19 protein-coding genes are annotated in these 22,414 nt (G+C 32.6%); 13 read left to right on the plus strand and 6 right to left on the minus strand.

What is annotated here, in order from left to right; translation table 11 throughout:
• The first annotated feature begins 99 nt into the window (after positions 1-99).
• From RMO53_RS12970 to RMO53_RS12995, 6 genes are all read left to right on the plus strand, one after another.
• Positions 100-783, plus strand: coding sequence for an ABC transporter ATP-binding protein (locus RMO53_RS12970; protein WP_310381513.1), 684 nt, complete (start codon positions 100-102; stop codon positions 781-783).
• 10 nt (positions 784-793) lie between these two features.
• Positions 794-1,312 (plus strand): hypothetical protein, encoded by a 519-nt coding sequence (locus RMO53_RS12975; protein ID WP_310381515.1) that lies wholly within the window; start codon positions 794-796, stop codon positions 1,310-1,312.
• A 23-nt stretch (positions 1,313-1,335) separates the two neighbouring features.
• On the plus strand, positions 1,336-1,905 hold the full coding sequence (locus RMO53_RS12980; RefSeq protein WP_310381517.1) for a cob(I)yrinic acid a,c-diamide adenosyltransferase: 570 nt from the start codon (positions 1,336-1,338) through the stop codon (positions 1,903-1,905).
• Positions 1,906-2,097: 192 nt separating this feature from the next.
• Positions 2,098-2,319, plus strand: coding sequence for a DUF2795 domain-containing protein (locus RMO53_RS12985; protein WP_007138072.1), 222 nt, complete (start codon positions 2,098-2,100; stop codon positions 2,317-2,319).
• A gap of 87 nt (positions 2,320-2,406) precedes the next feature.
• On the plus strand, positions 2,407-5,748 hold the full coding sequence (secA, locus tag RMO53_RS12990; protein ID WP_310381518.1) for a preprotein translocase subunit SecA: 3,342 nt from the start codon (positions 2,407-2,409) through the stop codon (positions 5,746-5,748).
• Between the two features lie 351 nt (positions 5,749-6,099).
• Positions 6,100-6,435 carry a DHCW motif cupin fold protein gene (locus tag RMO53_RS12995; protein ID WP_310381520.1) on the plus strand — a complete coding sequence of 112 codons (336 nt, stop codon included), beginning with the start codon at positions 6,100-6,102 and terminating at the stop codon, positions 6,433-6,435.
• Positions 6,436-6,711: 276 nt separating this feature from the next.
• On the opposite strand, the gene RMO53_RS13000 is transcribed toward RMO53_RS12995, so the two are convergent.
• The 3 genes from RMO53_RS13000 to RMO53_RS13010 all read right to left on the minus strand — a co-directional run bounded on the left by RMO53_RS13000 (position 6,712) and on the right by RMO53_RS13010 (position 8,687).
• Complete coding sequence (locus RMO53_RS13000) at positions 6,712-8,172, minus strand: aminoacyl-histidine dipeptidase (RefSeq protein WP_310381522.1); 1,461 nt, start codon at positions 8,170-8,172, stop codon at positions 6,712-6,714.
• Positions 8,173-8,274: 102 nt separating this feature from the next.
• A complete protein-coding gene (locus RMO53_RS13005; RefSeq protein ID WP_310381524.1) occupies positions 8,275-8,478 on the minus strand; it encodes a hypothetical protein in 204 nt (67 codons plus the stop codon).
• On the minus strand, positions 8,478-8,687 hold the full coding sequence (locus RMO53_RS13010; RefSeq protein WP_310381526.1) for a hypothetical protein: 210 nt from the start codon (positions 8,685-8,687) through the stop codon (positions 8,478-8,480). Before RMO53_RS13010 ends, RMO53_RS13005 begins: the two co-directional genes overlap by 1 nt.
• An 82-nt stretch (positions 8,688-8,769) precedes the next feature.
• On the opposite strand from RMO53_RS13010, the gene RMO53_RS13015 reads away from it, so the two are divergent.
• A complete protein-coding gene (locus RMO53_RS13015; protein WP_310381528.1) occupies positions 8,770-9,831 on the plus strand; it encodes a DUF3810 domain-containing protein in 1,062 nt (353 codons plus the stop codon).
• A gap of 272 nt (positions 9,832-10,103) precedes the next feature.
• Here the strand turns inward: RMO53_RS13015 and RMO53_RS13020 are convergent, their stop codons facing one another.
• Entirely contained in the window at positions 10,104-11,408 is a 1,305-nt protein-coding gene (locus RMO53_RS13020) for an NAD(P)/FAD-dependent oxidoreductase (protein WP_310381529.1), read from the minus strand.
• Positions 11,409-11,764: 356 nt separating this feature from the next.
• Here RMO53_RS13020 and RMO53_RS13025 point away from each other — a divergent pair, with 356 nt between their 5' ends.
• Positions 11,765-12,259 carry a sigma-70 family RNA polymerase sigma factor gene (locus RMO53_RS13025; protein WP_310381531.1) on the plus strand — a complete coding sequence of 165 codons (495 nt, stop codon included), beginning with the start codon at positions 11,765-11,767 and terminating at the stop codon, positions 12,257-12,259.
• 5 nt (positions 12,260-12,264) lie between these two features.
• Positions 12,265-12,879: a hypothetical protein gene (locus RMO53_RS13030; protein ID WP_310381533.1), complete on the plus strand. Its 615-nt coding sequence runs from the start codon at positions 12,265-12,267 to the stop codon at positions 12,877-12,879.
• Positions 12,880-12,893: 14 nt separating this feature from the next.
• Here the strand turns inward: RMO53_RS13030 and RMO53_RS13035 are convergent, their stop codons facing one another.
• Both RMO53_RS13035 and RMO53_RS13040 read right to left on the minus strand, forming a co-directional pair.
• Complete coding sequence (locus RMO53_RS13035) at positions 12,894-13,703, minus strand: lysophospholipid acyltransferase family protein (RefSeq protein WP_310381535.1); 810 nt, start codon at positions 13,701-13,703, stop codon at positions 12,894-12,896.
• 51 nt (positions 13,704-13,754) lie between these two features.
• Positions 13,755-14,393 carry a CoA pyrophosphatase gene (locus RMO53_RS13040; RefSeq protein WP_310381537.1) on the minus strand — a complete coding sequence of 213 codons (639 nt, stop codon included), beginning with the start codon at positions 14,391-14,393 and terminating at the stop codon, positions 13,755-13,757.
• A gap of 343 nt (positions 14,394-14,736) precedes the next feature.
• Here RMO53_RS13040 and RMO53_RS13045 point away from each other — a divergent pair, with 343 nt between their 5' ends.
• The 4 genes from RMO53_RS13045 (at position 14,737) to RMO53_RS13060 (ending at position 22,379) form a co-directional block, all read left to right on the plus strand.
• The gene (locus tag RMO53_RS13045) at positions 14,737-15,180 is read left to right on the plus strand and encodes a DUF4268 domain-containing protein (protein WP_310381539.1); all 444 of its coding nucleotides are present in this window, start codon (positions 14,737-14,739) and stop codon (positions 15,178-15,180) included.
• Positions 15,181-15,245: 65 nt separating this feature from the next.
• Entirely contained in the window at positions 15,246-18,500 is a 3,255-nt protein-coding gene (locus RMO53_RS13050; RefSeq protein ID WP_310381541.1) for a hypothetical protein, read from the plus strand.
• Positions 18,466-20,409 (plus strand): DUF3857 domain-containing protein, encoded by a 1,944-nt coding sequence (locus tag RMO53_RS13055; protein ID WP_310381543.1) that lies wholly within the window; start codon positions 18,466-18,468, stop codon positions 20,407-20,409. The genes RMO53_RS13050 and RMO53_RS13055 overlap by 35 nt, the downstream gene beginning before the upstream one ends.
• A complete protein-coding gene (locus RMO53_RS13060; protein ID WP_310381545.1) occupies positions 20,409-22,379 on the plus strand; it encodes a DUF3857 domain-containing protein in 1,971 nt (656 codons plus the stop codon). The genes RMO53_RS13055 and RMO53_RS13060 overlap by 1 nt, the downstream gene beginning before the upstream one ends.
• Positions 22,380-22,414 lie beyond the last annotated feature (35 nt).

Consider the following 22,414-nt stretch of genomic DNA (forward strand, 5'->3'; position numbering starts at 1 on the left):
AAAAATTGTAACAAAAATCATTATTTCTATACTTACAATTATTAAAAAGTCTTTTGTACTTTTAAAATCTGAATTCAAAATTCAAAATTCAAAATCTCAATGAATCCATTAATAAAAATAACAAATATTAAACGAGATTTTGTTCTCGGAAATGAAATCGTGTATGTGCTTAAAGGCATTGATTTAGAAATAAACAAAGGAGAATATGTAGCCTTAATGGGACCAAGTGGTTCTGGAAAATCTACTTTAATGAACCTTTTAGGTTGTTTAGATACGCCAACATCCGGGTCTTATATTCTTAACAATAAAGATGTTAGTAAAATGAAAGACGATGAATTAGCCGAAATCCGTAACAAAGAAATAGGTTTTGTATTCCAGACTTTTAATCTTTTACCAAGAACAACTGCATTAGACAATGTTGCACTACCTATGATTTATGCTGGATTTTCAAAATCCGAAAGAAAAATTCGTGCTACCGAAGTTTTAACTCAAGTGGGATTAAATGATAGGATGGATCACCAACCCAACCAACTTTCGGGAGGTCAACGTCAGCGAGTAGCAATTGCCAGAGCAATGGTCAACAACCCATCGATAATTCTAGCTGATGAACCTACAGGAAACCTCGACAGCAAAACATCGTTAGAAATCATGAAACTTTTTGGCGAAATCCATAAAAACGGAAATACCGTAATTGTTGTAACACACGAAGAAGAAATCGCAGCTTATGCGCATAGAATTATTCGTTTACGCGACGGAATTATCGAAAGTGATACTATTAAATAAAACAATAAACATGAAAAAATCAATTTGTTTACTTACTATTACATTGTGTATTTTTTTTACTAGTTGCCAAGAAAAAAATACGATACCTGAAAATTCTGAATTGATAAAAGTTATCGAAAACGAAACCAAAACTTTTTATGAAAAAGATTTCAAAAAGTGGTCATCCAATTTTGTTAACAACGAAAACGTTTATTGGATTTGTGTTGAACCAGAATTTCTATTAAGAGCAAATGGGTGGAAAGATTTGTCAAAATTTGTTGGTGACTGGATGAAAGAAAATCCAAAACCAATTGATTATAAAAAAGCAAATTTTAAAATTTTAGATTTAAAAATAACTACTAACAATAATATGGCCTATGTATCATTTAAATATTCTAATGAGAACAAAGATGTTGCCGTAAATAAAAGTATCGAAAGCAGGGTTCTTGTGCAAGAAAATCAAAAATGGAAAATAATTTCAATGGTTTCTTATCCGGATGATAATTCGAGAAATAGCACACAAAACATCTATTATTACAATTGTAAGTAAATTAATTTTACAGTATTATAAAAATGAAAGTATACACAAAAACTGGAGACGGCGGAACAACAGCACTTTTTGGGGGAACACGAGTTTCAAAAGACCACATTCGGATAGAAAGTTATGGAACTGTCGATGAACTAAATTCTTACATCGGACTCATTCGGGATCAAGAAATGAATACACACTACAAAGAAATCCTTACAGAAATCCAGGATCGATTGTTTACGGTAGGCGCAATTCTCGCTACACCACCAGAAAAAGAAGTTATGAAAAACGGTGAATTACGACTTCAAAAACTGGGGATTATAGAAAGTGATATCGAACTTTTAGAAAACGAAATCGACACAATGGAAGATTCGTTGCCACAAATGACCCATTTCGTTTTACCCGGCGGACACACAACCGTGTCATATTGTCATATTGCTCGTTGCGTTTGTCGTCGCGCCGAACGTTTAGCAGTGCATTTAAGCCATAACGAACCTGTTGCCGAAATTGCAATCAAGTACCTCAACCGACTTTCTGACTACCTTTTTGTATTGGCACGAAAGTTGTCCTCAGATTTAAACGCTGACGAAGTGAAATGGATACCGAGGAAATAGTGTTCAGTATTCAGCTTTGAAGTGTTCAGTTTTTAGATTTAAACAAAGCTTTTAAAGCCACACAACTGACCACTATTTTACTGACCACTGCCAACTAAATAACACGTTCTTAACTTTAATTAAAAATAAATCGTTTTTTACTTGTCTTTTTCAGTAAAAAAATTATTTTTGCACAAAACTAAATTGACAACTATGTATTGGACATTAGAATTAGCATCCTATTTAAGTGATGCACCGTGGCCTGCTAACAAAGACGAACTTATTGACTACGCTATTAGAGCTGGTGCGCCGCTTGAAGTAGTAGAAAACCTTCAATCTATAGAGGACGAAGGCGAGATATATGAATCAATGGAAGAAATTTGGCCGGATTATCCTACTGACGAAGATTATCTTTGGAATGAGGATGAATATTAAAAATAATATTATCAATTAAAAGTCTCTAAAGAGGCTTTTTTTTTGGTTAAATTTACACACTTTTATAATTAGAAATACACACCAATTATGAGTTTCATAAACAGTATAATCAAAGTCTTTGTTGGGGATAAATCTCAAAAAGACGTCAAAGCTTTACAACCTTATTTAAACAAAATAAAGACTTTTGAAAATAGTTTACAATCTTTATCTAATGATGAATTAAGAGCGCGTACCCTTTTTTTTAAAGAAAAAATAAAACAAGCTCGTGCTGAAAAAGATGCTAAAATTGCTTCACTACAAATAGAAGTAGAAAAAATTGAGGATATTGATAAACGAGAAGACCTCTATTTTGAAATCGATGCATTAGAAAAAGAAACTTATGAAATTTCGGAAAAAACTTTATTAGAAATTCTTCCTGAAGCTTTTGCAGTCGTAAAAGAAACTGCCAGACGTTTTAAAGAGAACACTCTAATTACAGTAACTGCAACACCAAAAGACCGAGAACTTTCGGCTACAAAAAGCTACATCACACTAGATGGCGACAATGCCATTTGGGCAAATTCATGGAATGCGGCAGGAAAAGAAATTACTTGGGACATGATTCATTATGATGTTCAATTAATTGGCGGAATGGTTTTGCACGAAGGAAAAATTGCCGAAATGCAAACGGGTGAAGGGAAAACATTGGTAGCAACTTTACCTTTATATTTAAATGCTTTGACTGGAAACGGTGTGCACCTAGTAACTGTAAATGATTATTTGGCTAAACGAGATAGCACTTGGAAAGCACCATTATTCGAATTTCATGGTTTGAGTGTAGATTGTATAGACAACCACCAACCCAATTCTGAAGGTCGCAAAAAAGCCTATGATTCTGATATTACTTATGGTACAAATAACGAATTTGGTTTTGATTATTTGAGAGATAATATGGCACATTCGCCAAATGATTTGGTACAACGCAAACATAATTATGCAATTGTTGATGAAGTCGACTCGGTTTTGATTGATGATGCGCGTACGCCACTTATTATTTCTGGTCCTGTTCCCGAAGGTGATCGTCATGAGTTTAATGAGTTAAAACCAAAGATTGAAAATTTAGTTAGTCTTCAACGACAATTAGCCAATGGTTTTCTGTCCGAAGCCAAAAAATTAATCAAGGAAGGAAATACAAAAGACGGTGGTTTTTTATTGTTTAGAGCTTATAGAAGTTTACCAAAAAACAAAGCTTTAATTAAATTTTTGAGTGAAGAAGGAATAAAACAATTGCTTCAGAAAACCGAAAATCAATATTTACAAGACAACAAGCGTGAAATGCCAAAAGTGGATGAAGCTTTGTATTTTGTAATTGAAGAAAAAAATAATCAGGTAGAACTAACGGATAACGGAATTAAATTTCTGTCGGGAGATACAAATAGTGATTTTTTCGTTCTTCCAGACATTGGAACCGAAATTGCACTCATAGAAAAGAAAAATTTAGCCAAAGACGCAGAAGCGGAAGAGAAAGAAAGATTGTTTCAAGATTTTGGAATCAAAAGTGAGCGTATTCATACTTTGACACAATTATTGAAAGCGTATACCCTTTTCGAAAAAGATGTCGAATATGTAATCATGGACAACAAGATTATGATTGTCGATGAACAAACCGGTCGTATTATGGACGGTCGCCGTTATTCTGACGGTTTGCACCAAGCAATCGAAGCCAAAGAAAATGTAAAAATCGAAGATGCAACCCAAACATTTGCCACTGTAACGCTTCAAAATTATTTCAGAATGTACAGCAAATTAGGCGGTATGACTGGAACAGCAACTACCGAAGCTGGCGAATTATGGCAAATCTATAAATTAGACGTTGTAGAAATCCCTACAAATAGAGCGATGGTTAGAAAAGATAAAGAAGACTTTATTTATAAAACTACTAGAGAAAAATTTAATGCGGTTATTGAAGACGTAACCGAATTATCCGCAGCAGGAAGACCCGTTTTAATTGGTACAACATCAGTAGAAATTTCGGAATTATTGAGCCGAATGTTAAAAATGCGTGGCGTTGCCCATAACGTATTGAATGCCAAAATGCACAAACAAGAAGCCCAAATTGTGGAAGAAGCAGGAAAACCAGGCGTAGTAACTATCGCAACAAATATGGCAGGTCGTGGAACGGATATTAAACTTTCTGCCGAAGTAAAAGCTGCTGGCGGATTAGCAATTGTAGGAACAGAACGCCATGATTCTCGACGTGTCGACCGTCAGTTGCGTGGTCGTGCTGGTCGTCAAGGTGATCCCGGAAGTTCCCAATTTTATGTTTCACTCGAAGACAATTTGATGCGTTTATTTGGTTCCGAAAGAGTGGCCAAAGTAATGGACCGAATGGGATTGCAAGAAGGCGAAGTGATCCAACATTCGATGATGACTAAATCCATCGAACGTGCACAGAAAAAAGTCGAAGAAAACAATTTTGGTGTTCGTAAACGATTGTTAGAATACGATGATGTCATGAATGCACAACGTGAAGTGGTTTACAAACGTCGTCGTCATGCGTTGCATGGAGAACGTTTGAAACTCGATATTGCAAACATGTTGTACGACACTTGCGAGTTAATTGTAAATGATAATAAAGCGACAAATGATTTCAAAAACTTTGAATTTGAACTAATTCGGTATTTCTCTATTACTTCTCCAATTGCTGAAAGTGATTTCAGTAAATTGTCAGAAATGGAACTAACTGGCAAATTATACAAAGCCGCTTCGGTTTTTTATGCCGAAAAAACAGAACGCAGCGCCAGAGAAGCTTTTCCAATTATTAGTAATGTTTATGAAGATAAAAACAATCAGTTTGAGCGCATCATCGTACCGTTTACTGACGGAATAAAATCATTGAATGTGGTAACTGATTTGAAAAAAGCCTACGAATCAAACGGAAACCAACTTGTTGCAGATTTTGAGAAAAACATCACTCTCGCCATCGTTGATGAAGCATGGAAAAAACATTTACGCAAAATGGACGAGCTAAAACAATCCGTACAATTAGCGGTTCACGAACAAAAAGACCCGTTGCTTATTTACAAATTCGAAGCATTTAATTTGTTTAGTTCGATGCTTAATGGTGTAAACAAGGAAGTGATTTCGTTTTTGTTTAAAGGTGATTTGCCACAACAAACCACTCCTAAAATTCAGGAAGCAAAAGAAGTTAAAGTTAAAGAAAATTACAAAACCAGCAAAGACGAAATCGTTTCTAGCGAAAGTGCGAATCGCGAAGCGGGACAAACACAACAACGTCAGGTTACAGAAACTATAGTTCGCGACCAACCAAAAATTAATCGCAACGATACAGTAACCATACAAAATGTTGCCAACGGACAAACGCAAGAAATAAAGTTCAAGAAAGCCGAAAGTTTAATTGCTAACGGAACTTGGGTTTTAGTTCATTAATTGAAAAAGTTAGAAGTTGGAAGTTAGAATACAGAGTAAATAATTCAATCCTCAATTACAAAAGTAGTTGGGGATTTTTTTTAATTTGAGAAGAATATAACATCAACTATTTGTCATTCTGACGCAGGAAGAATCTCATTTGTTGCTCACGTTATGAGATTCTTCCTGCGTCAGAATGACAAAATTATCAAAATTGTCACTTGATTCCATACTATTAAGCGACACCAAATTACTGAAGTGTTTCAGCTTGCAGATGACATACAGAGAAAATAATTCAATCCTCAATTACGAAAATAGTTGGGGATTTTTTTGAATTATGTACTTTTGTTATGCAAATAAAAAAAATTAACGATGAACATCCCTTTCCAAACCATAAACTGGAGTAACATAGAAAAAACAGAACAGAAAGGCGAAACTGGAATTGCTTATTGGCAAACCATGCAATATGCTGGTCTTCGAGTTCGTAAAGTAGAATATTCCAAAAACTATCTAGCCGATCATTGGTGTCAGAAAGGGCATATTGTACATTGTCTGGAAGGTGAATTTGTTAGCGAACTAAAAAACGGTGAACAATTCAAACTTTCAAAAGGAATGACGTATATTGTTTCAGACGATTTGAGTTCGCATCGGTCTATTGCTGCAAAAGGAGTTGTGTTATTAATAATTGATGGCGATTTTTTGAAATAAAGTAAAAAGCAAAATCCCTATTTGGTATCAAAAATTATTTTTATATTTACTTCAACAAAAAGTAATATCTAATATCTAAAATTCAATATCATGGCAAAAAGTCAAGACGCAAAAAAAACCGTAAAAAAAGAACCTTTGAAAACCGCAAAGGAAAAGAAAGAAGAAAAAAGAGAGAAAAAAAACAGCCCTAAAAGAGACTAGTTTTTAGTGTTCAGTGATCAGATTATAGTGTTCAGTTTCTTACTGAACACTATTTTTTTTACTGAATACTGAACACTACTTAAAAGGGATTTTCTCCAGAATTTCCAACACAAATTTATAGAATTTTTGCGAAGATTTAATCGATGCTCTTTCGTCTGGACTATGCGCTCCGTGAATTGTTGGACCAAAGGAAATCATATCCATATCAGGATAATTTGTACCTAGAATTCCACATTCTAAACCGGCGTGACAGGCGACAACTTTAGCGTTGGAGCCGTTTTGTTTTTCATAAATTGCAGTCAAAACATCCAGAATTTCGGATTTTACATTGGGTGTCCAACCCGGATAATTACCGCCAAAAGTTACTTCGCAACCACACAATTCAAAAGTAGATCGCAAGGCATTTGCCAAGTCGAATTTTGAAGTTTCAACCGAAGATCGCGTCAAACAGCCAACGGATATTTCCCCGTCTTTGATGATTACTCGTGCCACATTATTGGAAGTTTCGACTAAATTTTCCATATCAGCAGACATTCTATAAACTCCGTTGTGCGCGGCATAAATCGAACGAATAATTCCTTCTTGAACACCCAAATCCATTACTTTTGTAGGCAAATCGCATTTCACGATTTCTATAGTTAAGTTGGGCTCGGTTGTTTTATATTCGGTTTTGATGTCGTTGATGATTTCTTGCATATCAAAAATATATGCTTCATCAAACATCGCCGAAATAATCACTTTGGCAACGCTTTCTCTCGGAATGGCATTGCGCAAACTCCCGCCGTTAATCTCGGCAATTTGAAGTCCAAAATTCTCAAATCCGTCAAACAACAAACGGTTCATAATTTTATTGGCATTGCCCAAACCCTTGTGAATATCCATTCCGGAATGTCCGCCATTCAAGCCTTTTACAGTAATAATATGTCCCACAGAACCTTCGGGAGTTTCCTCTTCGTGATAGGTACGAGTTGCTGTTACATCGATTCCGCCAGCGCAACCTATGTCGATTTCGTCGTCTTCTTCGGTGTCCATATTGAGTAAAATATCGCCCCGCAACACGCCACCTTTTAGATTCAAAGCTCCCGTCATTCCGGTTTCTTCGTCAATAGTAAACAAAGCTTCGATTGCTGGATGCTGGATAGTTTTACTTTCTAAAATTGCCATAATCATGGCAACTCCAAGACCATTATCAGCACCTAATGTCGTACCACGAGCACGAACCCAATCGCCATCAACATACATGTCAATTCCTTGTGTGTCAAAATCAAAAACGGTATCACCATTTTTTTGGTGCACCATGTCTAAATGTCCTTGAAGCACTACTGCTTTTCGATTTTCCATTCCAGCAGTTGCAGGTTTCCGAATAATTACATTACGGATTTCGTCTTCAAAGGTTTCTAATCCTAAAGAGTTTCCAAAGTCTTTCATAAATTGAATGACTCTATCTTCTTTTTTGGAAGGTCGTGGAACTGCGTTTAAATCGGCAAATTTATTCCAAAGGTCTTTGGGTTCAAGGTTTCTAATTTCTTGGCTCATTATATGTGATTTGTTATTTTGGATATTTTAAAGGATTCAATGAGGTGTTAAAAACGGATACAATATAAACAGTTTTCGTTTCCTCATCTATAAAATAAAAAATTATAAAAGGAATTTTTTAATTGGAAGACCATGATAGTCTTTATATTTAACTTGAAAAAATGGAGATTTGATTATAACTTCAATATGTTTTTCTAAAGTTTCATAAAAATATTCACCTAATCCTATTTGACGGGAATCATAATAATCAACTGCGTCTTGAATGTCAAAAATTGATCTAGGTTCGAATACAATTTTGAAACTCATTATTTAGATTTAAAACGAATTTGTTTTTTAACTTCTTCCCATGACACATAATCCTCATTGCTTGAAGTAGCTCTTCTTTCATCTAATACATTTTTCATTTCTTGATTAATAGAAAAATCATTAATTAAAGGTTCGTAATTAAATTTTTCTATCAATTTCATAAAGAAACCCAATTCATTATCCGGAATATTCAAAGTGATTTGTGTCATAACTTTTATATTGAGTTACAAATTTACAAAAAAGAATTACGAGTTCTTTAATTATGAGTATTTTTATACCAAAAGAATAACCGTGAAACGCAAATACCTACTCCCATTATTTCTTGTATTCCAAATTATTTTCTTGAAAATAATAGCTTTTTTTCCTGAAGTTGTGGAGCGTTTTTACAGCAACGGTTTGTATGTTTCGATTTCGAAAATTTCACGAACTGCTTTGGGAAAAATTCCATTTTCGGTTGGGGATTTACTCTATGGAATTGTGATTATTTACCCCCTGATTTCTATTTGGAAAACGAGAAAAAATTGGAAAACGAATTGGAAAGATTCGGTTTTAAAAGTTTTAAGTTTTTTGTCAGTTGCCTATTTTTTGCTTCATATTCTTTGGGCATTGAATTATTATCGTGTTCCATTATTTGAAAAAATGAAAATTCAACGGGAATATACGGAGAGTGATTTAGTAGCTTTTACCGAAAAATTGATTGCTAAAACAAACACTGTTCAACTCGAAATCACACAAAACAAAAACCTAAAAGTTATTAGTCCGTATTCACAAGATGCTGTTTTTAGAATGACTCAAAATGGTTATGATAATTTAGCTCAAGAATACCCGTTTTTTAAATACGAAACACCTAGCATCAAGAAATCATTATTCAGCTTACCGTTGACTTATATGGGTTTTGGTGGTTATTTGAATCCGTTTACCAATGAAGCGCAAGTGAATGATAAATTGCCCATGTATGGTTTCCCGAATGTAGTTTGTCACGAAATGGCGCACCAAATGGGTTTTGCTAGCGAAAGCGAATGTAATTTTATTGGTTTTTTGGCCTGTATAAAAAACGAAAATTTGTATTTTCAATACTCGGCTTATGCCAATGCCTTGCGGTATTGCATGGCAAATATTGGAATGAAAGACGAGACGAAATTCAAGATTTTAAAAGCAAAAATTAATCCCGGAATTATAGAAAACTACAAAGAAAGCGAGTTGTTTTGGGAACAATACGATAGCTTTATCGATAAAGGTTTTCATGCTTTTTATGATCAATTCTTAAAAATGAATCAGCAAAATGACGGCATGGAAAGTTATAGCAAGTTTGTGAATTTAATGGTGAATTATTATAAGAGTTATGAGTTATGAGTTATGGGTTATGAGTTTTATACCCAAGGATATCTAAAATTTTACGATTATTATATCTTTTACTTTTGTCCCGAAGTGTCAGGATTACTGGAATAGCTTTATATAATTTTGTCATTCTGACGCAGGAAGAATCTCAACTTGTTGCGCATGTTTGTTGAGATTCTTCCTGCGTCAGAATGACAAATAGCCGTGAATTTGGATGTATATTATTATAAAAAAATAATTAAATAATACCTACAAGGTTTTGGAAACCTTTCAGGATAGATTGATAACTAAACCTCATCACTCGTAAAAGTAACAAAACTTTTCTTTTTATACGGTCGAATAATCAATCGTCCTTCACGGTCAAAACGAACGTAATTGTAGACCCAATTCAGGAAAACAACAGCTCTATTTTTGAAGCCAATTAGTGAAAAAAGATGCACAAACATCCAAACAAACCAAGCAAAAATTCCACTAAAATGATAGTTTGGCAAATCGACCACAGCGAGGTTTCGACCAATGGTTGCCATGGCACCTTTGTCATTATATTCAAACGGTATCATGGGTTTGTTATTCAATAAGCGCACTAGATTTTCGCCCAGCAAATCACCTTGTTGTATCGCAGGTTGCGCCATCATAGGGTGACCTTGCGGATACGTTACGGTTTCCATTGAAGCAATATCGCCAAGAGCAAAAATGTTGTTGTAACCCACAACTTGGTTGCACTCATTAACTCGAATGCGCTCTACTCGTTCGACCAATGATTTTCCGTCTAATCCAGCAATGATTGCACCTTGAACACCTGCAGTCCAAATCACTGTGGCGGTTTCGAAAGTTAAATCAGAATTGGTGGTGATGGTTCTTCCGTCATAATTAGTCACCCGAACGTTTTTCCAAATAGTTACACCTAGATTTTTGAGAAATTTTTCGGCTTCGGCGGAAGATTTCTCGCTCATGGTATTTAGAATTCTATCGCCACTTTGCACGAGATTGATTTCCATTTTATCGATGTCGAGATCGGGATAATCTTTTTGAAGAATTGCCTTTTTCATTTCGGCCAAAGCGCCAGCAAGTTCCACGCCTGTTGGTCCGCCACCAACGAGAACAAAATTGATGAGCGTATTTCTATCGGCAACATCTTTGGTTAGAACCGCTTGCTCAAAATTTTCGAGAATCAAACTCCTGATATTCAAGGATTGCGGAATGGTTTTCATGGACATGGCATTGCGCTCAATTTCTTTATTGCCAAAATAATTGGTTTTAGAACCTGTGGCAATAACGAGATAATCGTAGCTCAAATCCCCAATTTCGGCAATAACTTTTTGGTTCACGGTGTCAATTTCCTTGACAGCTGTTAGCCTAAAATAGAAATCATCGTATTCCTGAATGACTTTTCGAATTGGGTAAGCAATAGAACCAGCTTCTAATCCACCAGTGGCAACTTGGTACAAAAGGGGTTGAAAAGTGTGGTAATTGTGTTTGTCGAGCAATACAACTTGCACGTTTTGGTTGCGTAGTTTTTTGGCTAATGCTATGCCTGCAAAACCACCACCAATGATGACAATTCTGGGATTTTTTGATTGTGGAATGTTCATAGTAAAATGTTGTTTTACAAAAAGACGAAGTTAATTATTTTTGAACCATATAAGGAATTTAAGGAAATATAAGTTTTGGAATTTTTAAAAATCAATACTCTAATTTTTCTAGGAAAGGTTTTTAAAAACTCAAAAAGTCATAAAAATAGCCCCGATTACTTCACTTTGTTTCCACTTCCATAGGAGTTCAGTGAACTTCGTTTGAAGCGGTATACTTTTTTTTAAAGGCTGGAAGCCTTTAAAAAAAGATATAGCGAAAAGCGGGACGACTGTGAATTGAAGTGCAGGATGCTTGTGCTCCTAAATAAAAACACTTAATTTGTAACAAATACGGGACTTATACCACTAACATGAATATGAGCGAAAATCTAGAGCAATCATTTGTACAGCAATTGAGGACGAATCAGAATATAATCCACAAGATTTGTAGGTTGTATACTAATGATGCTGATGCACACAAGGATTTGTTTCAGGAAATTACCATTCAGCTCTGGAAGGCTTTCCCTAAGTTTCGTGGCGATAGCAAATTTTCGACTTGGTCGTATCGTGTGGCATTGAATACGGCGATTACTTTGTATCGAAAAAGTACCCGAACGGTAAAGACTGTGGATTATGAATCGCAGCAGTATTTTATTAGTCAAGACGATTATAATTATGAGGAAGAAGAGCGTTTGAAATTAATGTATCAAGCGGTGCACCAGTTGAATGATATTGAAAAAGCATTGGTTTTTATGTATTTGGAAGATAAGGATTATACCGAAATTGCTGAAACTTTAGGAATAAGCGAGGTGAATGCGAGGGTAAAAATGAATAGAATTAAAGGAAAATTAAGAAAAATATTAAATCCTTAGTGATTATGGAAGAGTTGGATTTATTGAAAAAAGACTGGCAAAAGAATGCTGCTTTTGAACAGGTTACAGAAAAAGAAATTTACAGGATGTTGCATACTAAATCATCTTCGATTGTGAAGTGGATACTGATAGTGAGTATATTGGAATTTGTTATTTTGAACGGAGTTGCATTATTTTTGAATGATAAATCATACGATGATTTTTTGAATTCGCATCCATTTATGAATTTTTTAGAAAAATTTAATTATTTAGTAATAATTATATTTATCTATTTATTCTACAGAAACTATAAAACAATTTCTGTATTAAATTCATCTAAAACACTCATTAAGCATATTTTAAAAACTCGAAAAATTGTTACATTCTATATATATTGGAATATTTTAATAGGAGGTTTGGCAGGTGCAATGAGTGGGATTGAGAGTTTTAATGAAGGATATAATCAAGGCAGTAATCGTACAGAAAACACTAAAGGTATTTTAGAAATAAATTATATTAATATGACTATTATGGCATTATTAATAATGGGATTGGTATGGCTATTTTATAAATTATTATATGGAAGGTTTTTAAGAAAATTAAATGCAAACTATAAGGAATTGAAGAAAATAGATTTATAAATTAAATGTTTTAACTAATACTCCCACTTTCTTAATTTATTAAGCTCTTCTTGCGCTACAATTTCTTCGGCGGGAATTACTTTTAGAAAAGAGCAATGTTGCTCGATGGCGTATTCTACTTTTTCGACTATTTGATCAATCGTATCGTTATCATAATCAATTTCGAGTGGTTCTTTGATGATAAAGGACTGGAGAATTCCTTTCTTTTTTAATCGCAATCCTTTTTTGTCGAATGAGCGACGGAAACCGTCAATAACAATTGGAACTACTATAGGTCGGTGTTGTTTTATAATATGTGCAGTTCCTTTTCGAACGGGTTTAAAGGATTTAGTTGTGCCTTGCGGAAAAGTAATTACCCAACCATCGTTGAGAGCAATTTTTATGTTTTCGGTATCGTTTGGGTTTACTTCTTTTTTTTCGGTTACGTCTTTTCCTCCAGCACGCCAAGTTCTCTCAACTGATATTGCACCAACATAAGCTAAAATTCTGGGAAGCCAACCCGATTTCATGGTTTCGCTCGCGGCAACATAATAGATATTCATTTTGGGTTGCCAAATGTATCCTAAGTTTTTAATAGAATCTTGACGACCACTTAAACTGGCATTAAAAACGTGAAACATAGCCACTACATCGGCAAAATAGGTCTGATGATTGGATATAAAAAGCACGTTTGTATCTGGCAACGAAGTAATAATTTCTGATCCTTCGATGTGTAAATCATTAAAGCCTCGATATCGTTTGTGTGTTAAGCATGCAAAAATCCGAATTAAAAATTTCTTGATAAAAAGGATATGGCCAAATGGATTGCGTTTAAATAATCCCATAAAAAAATTGATTTTTGTGAATTTGGATTACAAACTTACGAAAACTTATCCTTATAGTACTTTTTTCAGTACATCTTTCAACTCGCTCAACATCATAGCCGTTGCGCCCCAAACGATATGATTGTTTATTTTGAATGCTGGAATACTAATGTTATCTGCATAAGAAGTTGATATATTTGTATTTACAATTATTTCATCGCTTAAAAACACCGTTAATGGGAGTTCAATAATTTCGGCAACTTCACTACTGTCTGGAATAAAATCAACTTCGTTTTTGCAAACTCCCATAAAAGGATAGACCATAAAATTACTTGGAGGAATGTATAAATGGGTGAAAGCCCTAATTACCTCAATACTTTGAGGATGAATTCCTATCTCTTCATGGGTTTCACGTAATGCCGTTTTTTCATAATTTTCATCGCTTGTTTCAAATTTACCGCCGGGAAAAGCAATTTGAGCAGAATGAACACCTTTGTATGAATTGCGTACAATAAGTACTAAATGTGTGATACTGTTTTTAGGGTAAAAAAGCATCATAACAGCTGCAATTTTCGGTGTCTTACTTTCTAAAGTTAGATTTTTTAAAAATTCAATTCTTTCAAAAGGAGCCATTTTAAAATGAGCATCACTAGAACCAAGCTCAACTTCTAAAAATCTTGGAACATGTATTAAAAAGTCTTGGAAATTCATAATCAAAGTCTATTTTTGTACATTGAAATGTTCTATAAATATAGTATAAAAATTAACCCATTGGATTTAGTTTAAAGAATTTTTGACACACAGATACATAGAAAGAAGAACGAGATAGACCAATTCATGATTTTTATTCGCCAGTTCGACCTCTGGTCTCGGTCACAAAGCTATGTATTGCTTTAAAAAAGTGAAACGTCTTTAGCTAATAATTAAAACTATGTTCCTGCCTGTCGGCAGACAGGTCTATGTGTTAAAAATTAAACAAATTTAAATTACACTCAACTTTTCGAAAATATACATAGAGTATTTCAATGAAAACGGTAATAAACAACTAACTATAATGTACAGCAAAGTAGAAACGCAGCGATTAAAACAGGAATTCTGGATTGCATTTGCAGAGAAATACCCCAGAAAATGGTTGCTATACGATACAAAAATTAAAGATTTTTCGTTGAAATTTTTTGTAGAAAACACAAAAGCTCAAGTCTATATCGCAATTGAAAATAAAAATGATGCCACGCGTATTGCTTATTTTGAAAAACTAGAATCTCTAAAAGATATTCTAGAGGATGAATTTATAAAAGACTTGATTTTTGAACGAAACTTTACACTCGAAAACGGCAAAATTATAAGTAAGATATGGGTAGAAAAACTAGATGTTAGTGTTAGTAATAGAAAATATTGGGACGAAATATTTATTTTTTTTAATGAAAAAATGAATGATTTAGAACTTTTCTACTTAGAATACGACGATTACATTCGGGATTTAGAAATCAACACTTAAAAATAACTTAAATTCTTACACGTTTCTTTCAAAAAATCTATATTTGAAAAAATTAAATCCCTAATATGAAGAAAATTATTTTTGTGTTTTTTATTGTTTTTAAAACAACAACCTACTCTCAAACTGATTATGCTTTTGTGTACAATAATGATTCTATTATTAAAAAAGGAATTTCATTGTATGAGGAAGAAAAATATACAGCTGCAATTTTGGAATTTGATAAAATAGGTAAAGCAGATCCTAAATTTTTAAACGCACAACACGAAAAAGCACTAGCACTTTCTGCATTGGACAAAAAGAATGATTTAAAATTGTTTTTTGAAGATTTATATTCTAAAAATGCTATGCCAGAATTCCCCTCTTTGTACACACTTTATGGAAGTTTTTTGAGCAACCAAAAAGAGTATGACCAAGCTGAAAAAATATTTAAAGAAGGAGAAAAATACCTTTCAAACTCTTCTAATTTTTTATACAATTTTGCTATTTTATATTATAGAAAAGAAGAATCTCAAAAAAGTGTTGACCTTTTGAAAAGAATAATTACTACTAATCCTAATCATGCATCAGCCCACTATTTGCTTGGAGCATTAGCACTTGACAACGGCAAAATAGTCGAAGGAACATTAGCCTTAATGAGCTATTTAATTATTGCTCCAACAGGTCAATTTGCTGAAAAAGCAATACTGAATTTAAATGCAAAATTTGGACAAAATTATCTTGAAAGCAACAAACTTATTTTCTCAAAATCAGGTGATAATTTTGAAGATATTGAAGTTATATTAAGAAATCAATTGCCTCTAAAACCTGCTTACAAAATAAAATCTGAAATTGACGACGTAATTATTCGTCAAATTCAAGCTGTTGCAGAGTACAGTGTAGCACATAAAATGAGTGATGGTTTTTTTGAAAACACCTATATTCCTTGGATTAAAAACGTTATCGAAAAGAAACAATTTGAGGGCTTTTCGTATTACATTTTATTAGGAATGGAAACTCAACTCGGCAAAAAACTAACTTCACAAAAGAAAAAAATAAATGCATTTTATGAAGAATACTTGCTTAAAGATTTTTGGAAAACTTATGGCAAAAGAACTCTAGATCATTTTGGGGAACAAGAAGAAGTAATCATAACTTTAAAAGATGGAAACCCACATTTTATAAGTCCACAAATTAATGGAAAAATGGATGGAAAAGTTAAATACCTCAACGAGGATGGAAATCTAATAGGGGAATTAAACTTCAAGGACGATGAGTTACATGGTTTTCAAAAATATTTTGACGAAAAAGGAAATCGTACAGAAGAAAAAACATTTGTGAACGGAAAAGTAGATGGTTTACGAACCGATTTTTTGCCCAATGGTTTAATAAGTTTGACCGAAAATTTCAAATTAGATGTTTTAAATGGGCTCAACACATCTTATTACCCAAATGGTGGTAAACAATGTGAAGTCAATTTTGTAAATGGAGAACGTGACGGGAAATTGATTTGTTTGTATATAAATGGCAGTGTGAAAACTGAAACAAATTACAGTTCAGGAAAATTAAATGGTCCTTTGATAAATTATAATGAAGTAGGCGATATTATAGAATCTTGCCAGTATACTAACGATTTGTTAGAAGGCAACTACGCTGAATATTATGATGGAAAACAAATAAAATCCGAGGCCGTTTATAGCAACGGAAAAATTCAAAACAGCTACAAAAAATACTACAGCAATGGAGTTTTAGAAATGAAAAACGATTATGTTGATGGAAAAATAAAAAAATCAATAACCTATTTTGCAAATGGCAAAAAATCAATAGAATCAGCCTATAACGATAAAGAAGAAATAGAAAACTATATTTCGTATGATAGTAATGAAGACAAATATTATGAAGAAAAATACAAATCGGGTGAATTAAAAATTGGATATCAATATACAAGAAACAACCCTAAACCTATTGAAATAAGTATGACAAAAAAACCATTTGTTATGACTGATTTTGACGGAAAATTATTAGCAAAAGGAGATTTAGAAAAAGGACAAAAAATAAATGAATGGAATTATTATTATCCAACAGGTATCCTAAAAATTAAAGAAAATCATATCAAAGGAAAACAAAATGGATTAAATACATCCTATTCAAAAAATGAGTTATTGACCTCAATAATAAATTATACAAACGATACTATTAATGGACTTTATGAAGTGTACCAAAACGGAAGATTATCCAGTCAATATAATTATGTAAACGGAGATCAGAGTGGTCCATATAAAGCATTTTATTCGAATGGAAGTATTTCCAATGAAGGCAATTTTCAAAATGCTTTACTTAATTTTGATACCTTCAGCTATTGGCAAAACGGATTGATTTCAAAAAAAGAATCATATCTAAACGGCATGTTAACAAACTCCATAATTTATAATAATAAAGGCGAGAAAGAAAACACTATTGACTATAAAAATAGAACAGGAAAGTTTACAACAAATTATAATAATGGAACAATTCTTGAAGTTGCAGAAATAACAAACGGCCAATTAAATGGAAAACTCTTGATAAAAGACAAATTTAATACCCTGATTATGGAATCGGAATTTATAAATGGCGTAAAGCATAATTTAGAAAAAATATACAGTCAAAACGGAACCATTCAACTCGAAAATAACTATTATTCAGGAAAATTAAATGGTTCATACAAAGTTTATGATCTAGCGGGTAATTTACGTTTAACCGATGAGATGACTTTTGGCAACGAAAACGGAAAGACAACTCGGTTTTATCACAATAAAATAAAAATGAACGAGTACAATCAATTAAACGGCTTGTTAGAAGGCGAAAGCAATTATTACAATCAAAAAGGAGAACTTCTTTTAGTCATTGGGTATGAAAACAATAGTATTAAATACTACATCAAAAAAAGTAAAATTGGCCAACTCACTGAAAAAATAGTGGTAATCGATGAAACTGCTGCTATTACAAGTGACTATCCAAACGGAAAAACCGCTATTAAAATTAATTTTGAAAAAGGGAATCTAGAAGGAGATTTTGTAGTAAATAATGAATCCGGAAAACCAGAATTTGAAGCGATATATGTCAAAAATTTATTAGAAGGAAAACGAACAGAATATTATGCCAATGGTAACGTTTATAAAAGCGAACAGTTTGTAAAAAACGATTTCGAAGGAATTCAACACTATTTTACCTCAGACGGGAAACCGTTACTTTCGTCTGAATATAAAAATGACGAAATTCATGGCAACACTTTAATTTATAAAGAAGGAAAACTAGTAACAACAAAAAAATATGATTCAGATGTATTGGTTGAAATTATCAAATAAACTAGCATTTTGTATTGCTGTTGGTGGCGTTTTATGCACAAACCTTTATGCACAAAATACCTTTCAAGAGTACAAAAATAAATATCCTGATTATAACGAACTTGTTATAAAGGACATTCAATCGTATGATTTTTCTTTTGAAAATAAAAAACTAAAAATCATTCAGGACAATTATTATGAATCCCTAATTCTATCAGATAACGGAATTCACAACAACAAAGAATCCTTTACCTACTCTGAATTAGTGAAACTAAAAAGTTATGACGCTTATACATTGATTAACGAAAATGGTAAAGAAAAAAAAATAAAAATCACTCAAACAAATGAAGTTCAATCCGATCGAAGTTCCGTGTTTTATGATGATGTGAAACAGCAACAACTCCTATTTCCTAATCTTGAAGCTGGAGCAAAAAAAGTGTACAATTATCAAACAGAGTTCATTGATCCGTTTTTATTGCATAAAACTATTTTTGGTGGTGGTTTACCCATTCAAAACTCCAGTTTAGAAATTAAAACCGACAAAAACATAAACATAGGTTATGAAATATTTAATGACGCCTCAAATTTAATTGAATTTTCAAAAACAGAAAAAAAAGGAAAATGGCTTTATAAATGGACTTTAAAAGATATAAAACCTGTAAAATTAGAAGGAAATTCACCTGGTTTTTTATACATCATTCCACACATCAATGTCTATATAAAAGATTATACAATTGATGATGTAAAAACTGAAGTTTTGGGCGATACCAAAAAATTATATGAGTATTACAAAGGTTTTACAAAAAACTTAAACAAAACTGATGATGCAACCTTGAAAGCAATTTCATTGGAAATAACAGCAAATAAAACCAATGATGAGGATAAAATTAAAAGTATTTTTTATTGGGTAAAAGACAACATCAAATACATTGCTTTCGAAAATGGCTATGAAGGATTTATTCCACGAGAAGCCAGTTTAATTTGCGAGAGAAAATTTGGCGATTGCAAAGATATGGCTAGTATAATTTCAGCTATGGCAAAATATGCCAACGTAAAAGAGGTATCTATTTCGTGGATAGGAACTCGCGAAATTCCTTATTCTTACGCGCAATTACCCACACCAGCAGTTGACAATCACATGATTGCAGTTTACAAAAAAGGGAACGAATACCTCTTTCTTGATGCTACGGATAAAGAAACATTGTACGGAATTCCAACCGCTTTTATACAAGGAAAAGAAGCATTGATACCTGATGGAGATTCCTTTAAAATTATTCCAGTACCAATTGTTGCATCTGAAAAAAATGAAATAAATGAGCGTGTAAAATTGACTCTTGAAAAAGACAAACTCGTAGGTTCAGGAAAAATTCAATTCAACGGTTACAATAGAAGCAACATTCTCTCTCGAATAGGAGATGCAACAAATAAAACAAGATTTGAAATGATAAAAAGCCTTGTTCTTAAAGGTAATAATAAGTTTATTTTAAAAGATTTCACCGAAGAAAACATAAAAGACAGAGACAAACCGTACCTGATTAATTACAATTTTGATTTAAGCAATTACATTATCAAAGCGGATAAAGAAATATACATCAACTTATTTTTAGACAAAATTTATGATAAATTAACCATAGAAAAAGACAGGGTTTCAGATTTTGAATTTAACTTTTTGTCTTCAACTAATAACCAATACGAATTTACAATTCCTCAAAATTGTACCGTAAAATATATACCAAAGAACTTTAATTTAGATAACGATTATGTCAAAGCTGATTTTGTTTATGAAGTCAAAAACAACAAGATAGTATTGAATGTATTAGTAAAAAATAAAAAATTAATGCTAACTAAAACTGATTTTGAACCTTGGAATGAATCCATAAAAAAAATAAAAAATAATTACACAGAAACTATAATTTTATTAGAAAAATAATGAAAAAAAACATCCTAAAAAACTTTTATATAATTGGAGCAATACTTTGCACTTCAATAGCAATTGGGCAAGAATATTCGTTTAAGAACTATGATTGGAACGAGAAAGACACATCCATAGAAATTCCGGAACAATATAAAAATGAAAATGAAGTAATTCTTGACCGAGTTACAAAAATAGAAATTGTAGTTGAAGGGAAAAATGCGGTTCAATATCGATTACTACACGAAAAAATACTCATCAATTCTGATGATGCTATTGAACGAAATAATAAAATATACATTCCATTCAGTCAAAATGAAAATGTATTGATCAACAAAGCTAGAGTTATACTCAAAAATGGCAAAGTAATCACACTTGATAAAAACGATATCAAGGAAGATACCGATCAAGAAAAAGGAATTAAATACAAGTATTTTGCAGTAAATGGTCTTGAAAAAGGAGCAGTAATAGAAAAAATATATGTCATAGAAGAAGAACCTGAATTAGAAGGCAGAACGCTGAAAATGCAGGATGAATATCCCATTGCAAAATTAAATTTAGAATTAATATATCCTAATTTTTTGGTGTTTAAAACAAAATCCTACAATGGATTGAGTGAACCCAAAATAGAAAATGATACCATTAATAAAAAAACATACCTTACTGTTTCCGAAAAAAACACCGTTGCATTGGATAATAACGAACAATATGCAAACTGGGAAGTGCAATTGAAATTGTTTCGTTACAAGCTGGATGGCAATTTAAATAGTGGTGCAAAAAATTTAAATAATTTTAAAGAGTTTGCCACAAATGTTTACGAAAGATTAAACCCTGAATTTGATAAACGCCAACAAAAAGCCCTCGCTGATTATTGTGCGACAATCCCCAAATCTACTGATTTACAAGAGCAAATATGGAACATCGAAAACAAAATCAAAAAATCTATAACATACAATCGCTATACAAAACCTCAGCTGGCAATTTCGGATGTAATAGATTCAAAACAAGCCAATCAATCTGATATTTTAAAAATATATTTGGCAGTTTTTAAAAATTTTAAAATTGAAAACAATGTTGTTTTTACTTCAAACCGTTATAAAGTTCCGTTTGACAAGGATTTTGAGAGTTACGAAAACCTGAGTGAACTTTTATTTTATTTTCCAACACTAAAAAAATATTTAACTCCAACCGAAATTGAATACCGCATTCCACTATTTCCACCAACAATAGCCAATAATAATGGATTGTTCATTAAAGAAAAAATATTTGCTGATGTCGCAATGGGCATTGGTGAAATTAATTTTATAGAAATTCCAGGATCCGAAGTTACGCATGATATCATGGATATTACGGTAGATTTTACAAAGGATATAGAAAATCCATTAGTTACTAGTAATCTCACTTTTGGTGGTTATTCAGGTTTAAATTTTCAACCCATCAAAGATTTTGCATCGGCAGAACAATACAAAACAATTTTAAAAAATGTTGCTGAAAATTATACCGTAGAAACAGAATATAAAACGTTGACCGCCGAAAATGAAGGCACAGCATTTATAGGCAAAAAACCTTTTGTACTCAACTTAACTTATGAAGGTAAGGAACTTACTCAAAAAGCAGGTGAAAATTACTTGTTTTCGATAGGGCAAACCATTGGTAAACAAATGGAATTTTACCAAGAAAATAAACGAATTTTACCTGTAGAAATTGACTATCCTCACTTGTACACACGAAAAATTAAAATTTTATTACCAAAAGGAGCCACTATAAAAAACCTAGAAAAATTTGTAATGGATTATAAAACACAAGTAAATGGTAAAACTATTGCTTCTTTTGTTAGCAAATACACAATAAAAGGAGATGAAATCACCGTTGATAATACCGAGGTTTATCAAGTCATGAATTATCCTTTAAACAAATTTGAGGACTACAAAGCGGTGATTAATGCTGCTGCCGATTTTAATAAAATCGTGATTATTGTAACTAAATAAAATTAACGCTATCAGGGTTTAAAATCCTGATAGGG

This window comes from Flavobacterium sp. (assembly GCF_031409475.1).
In the GTDB taxonomy this organism is placed as follows: domain Bacteria; phylum Bacteroidota; class Bacteroidia; order Flavobacteriales; family Flavobacteriaceae; genus Flavobacterium.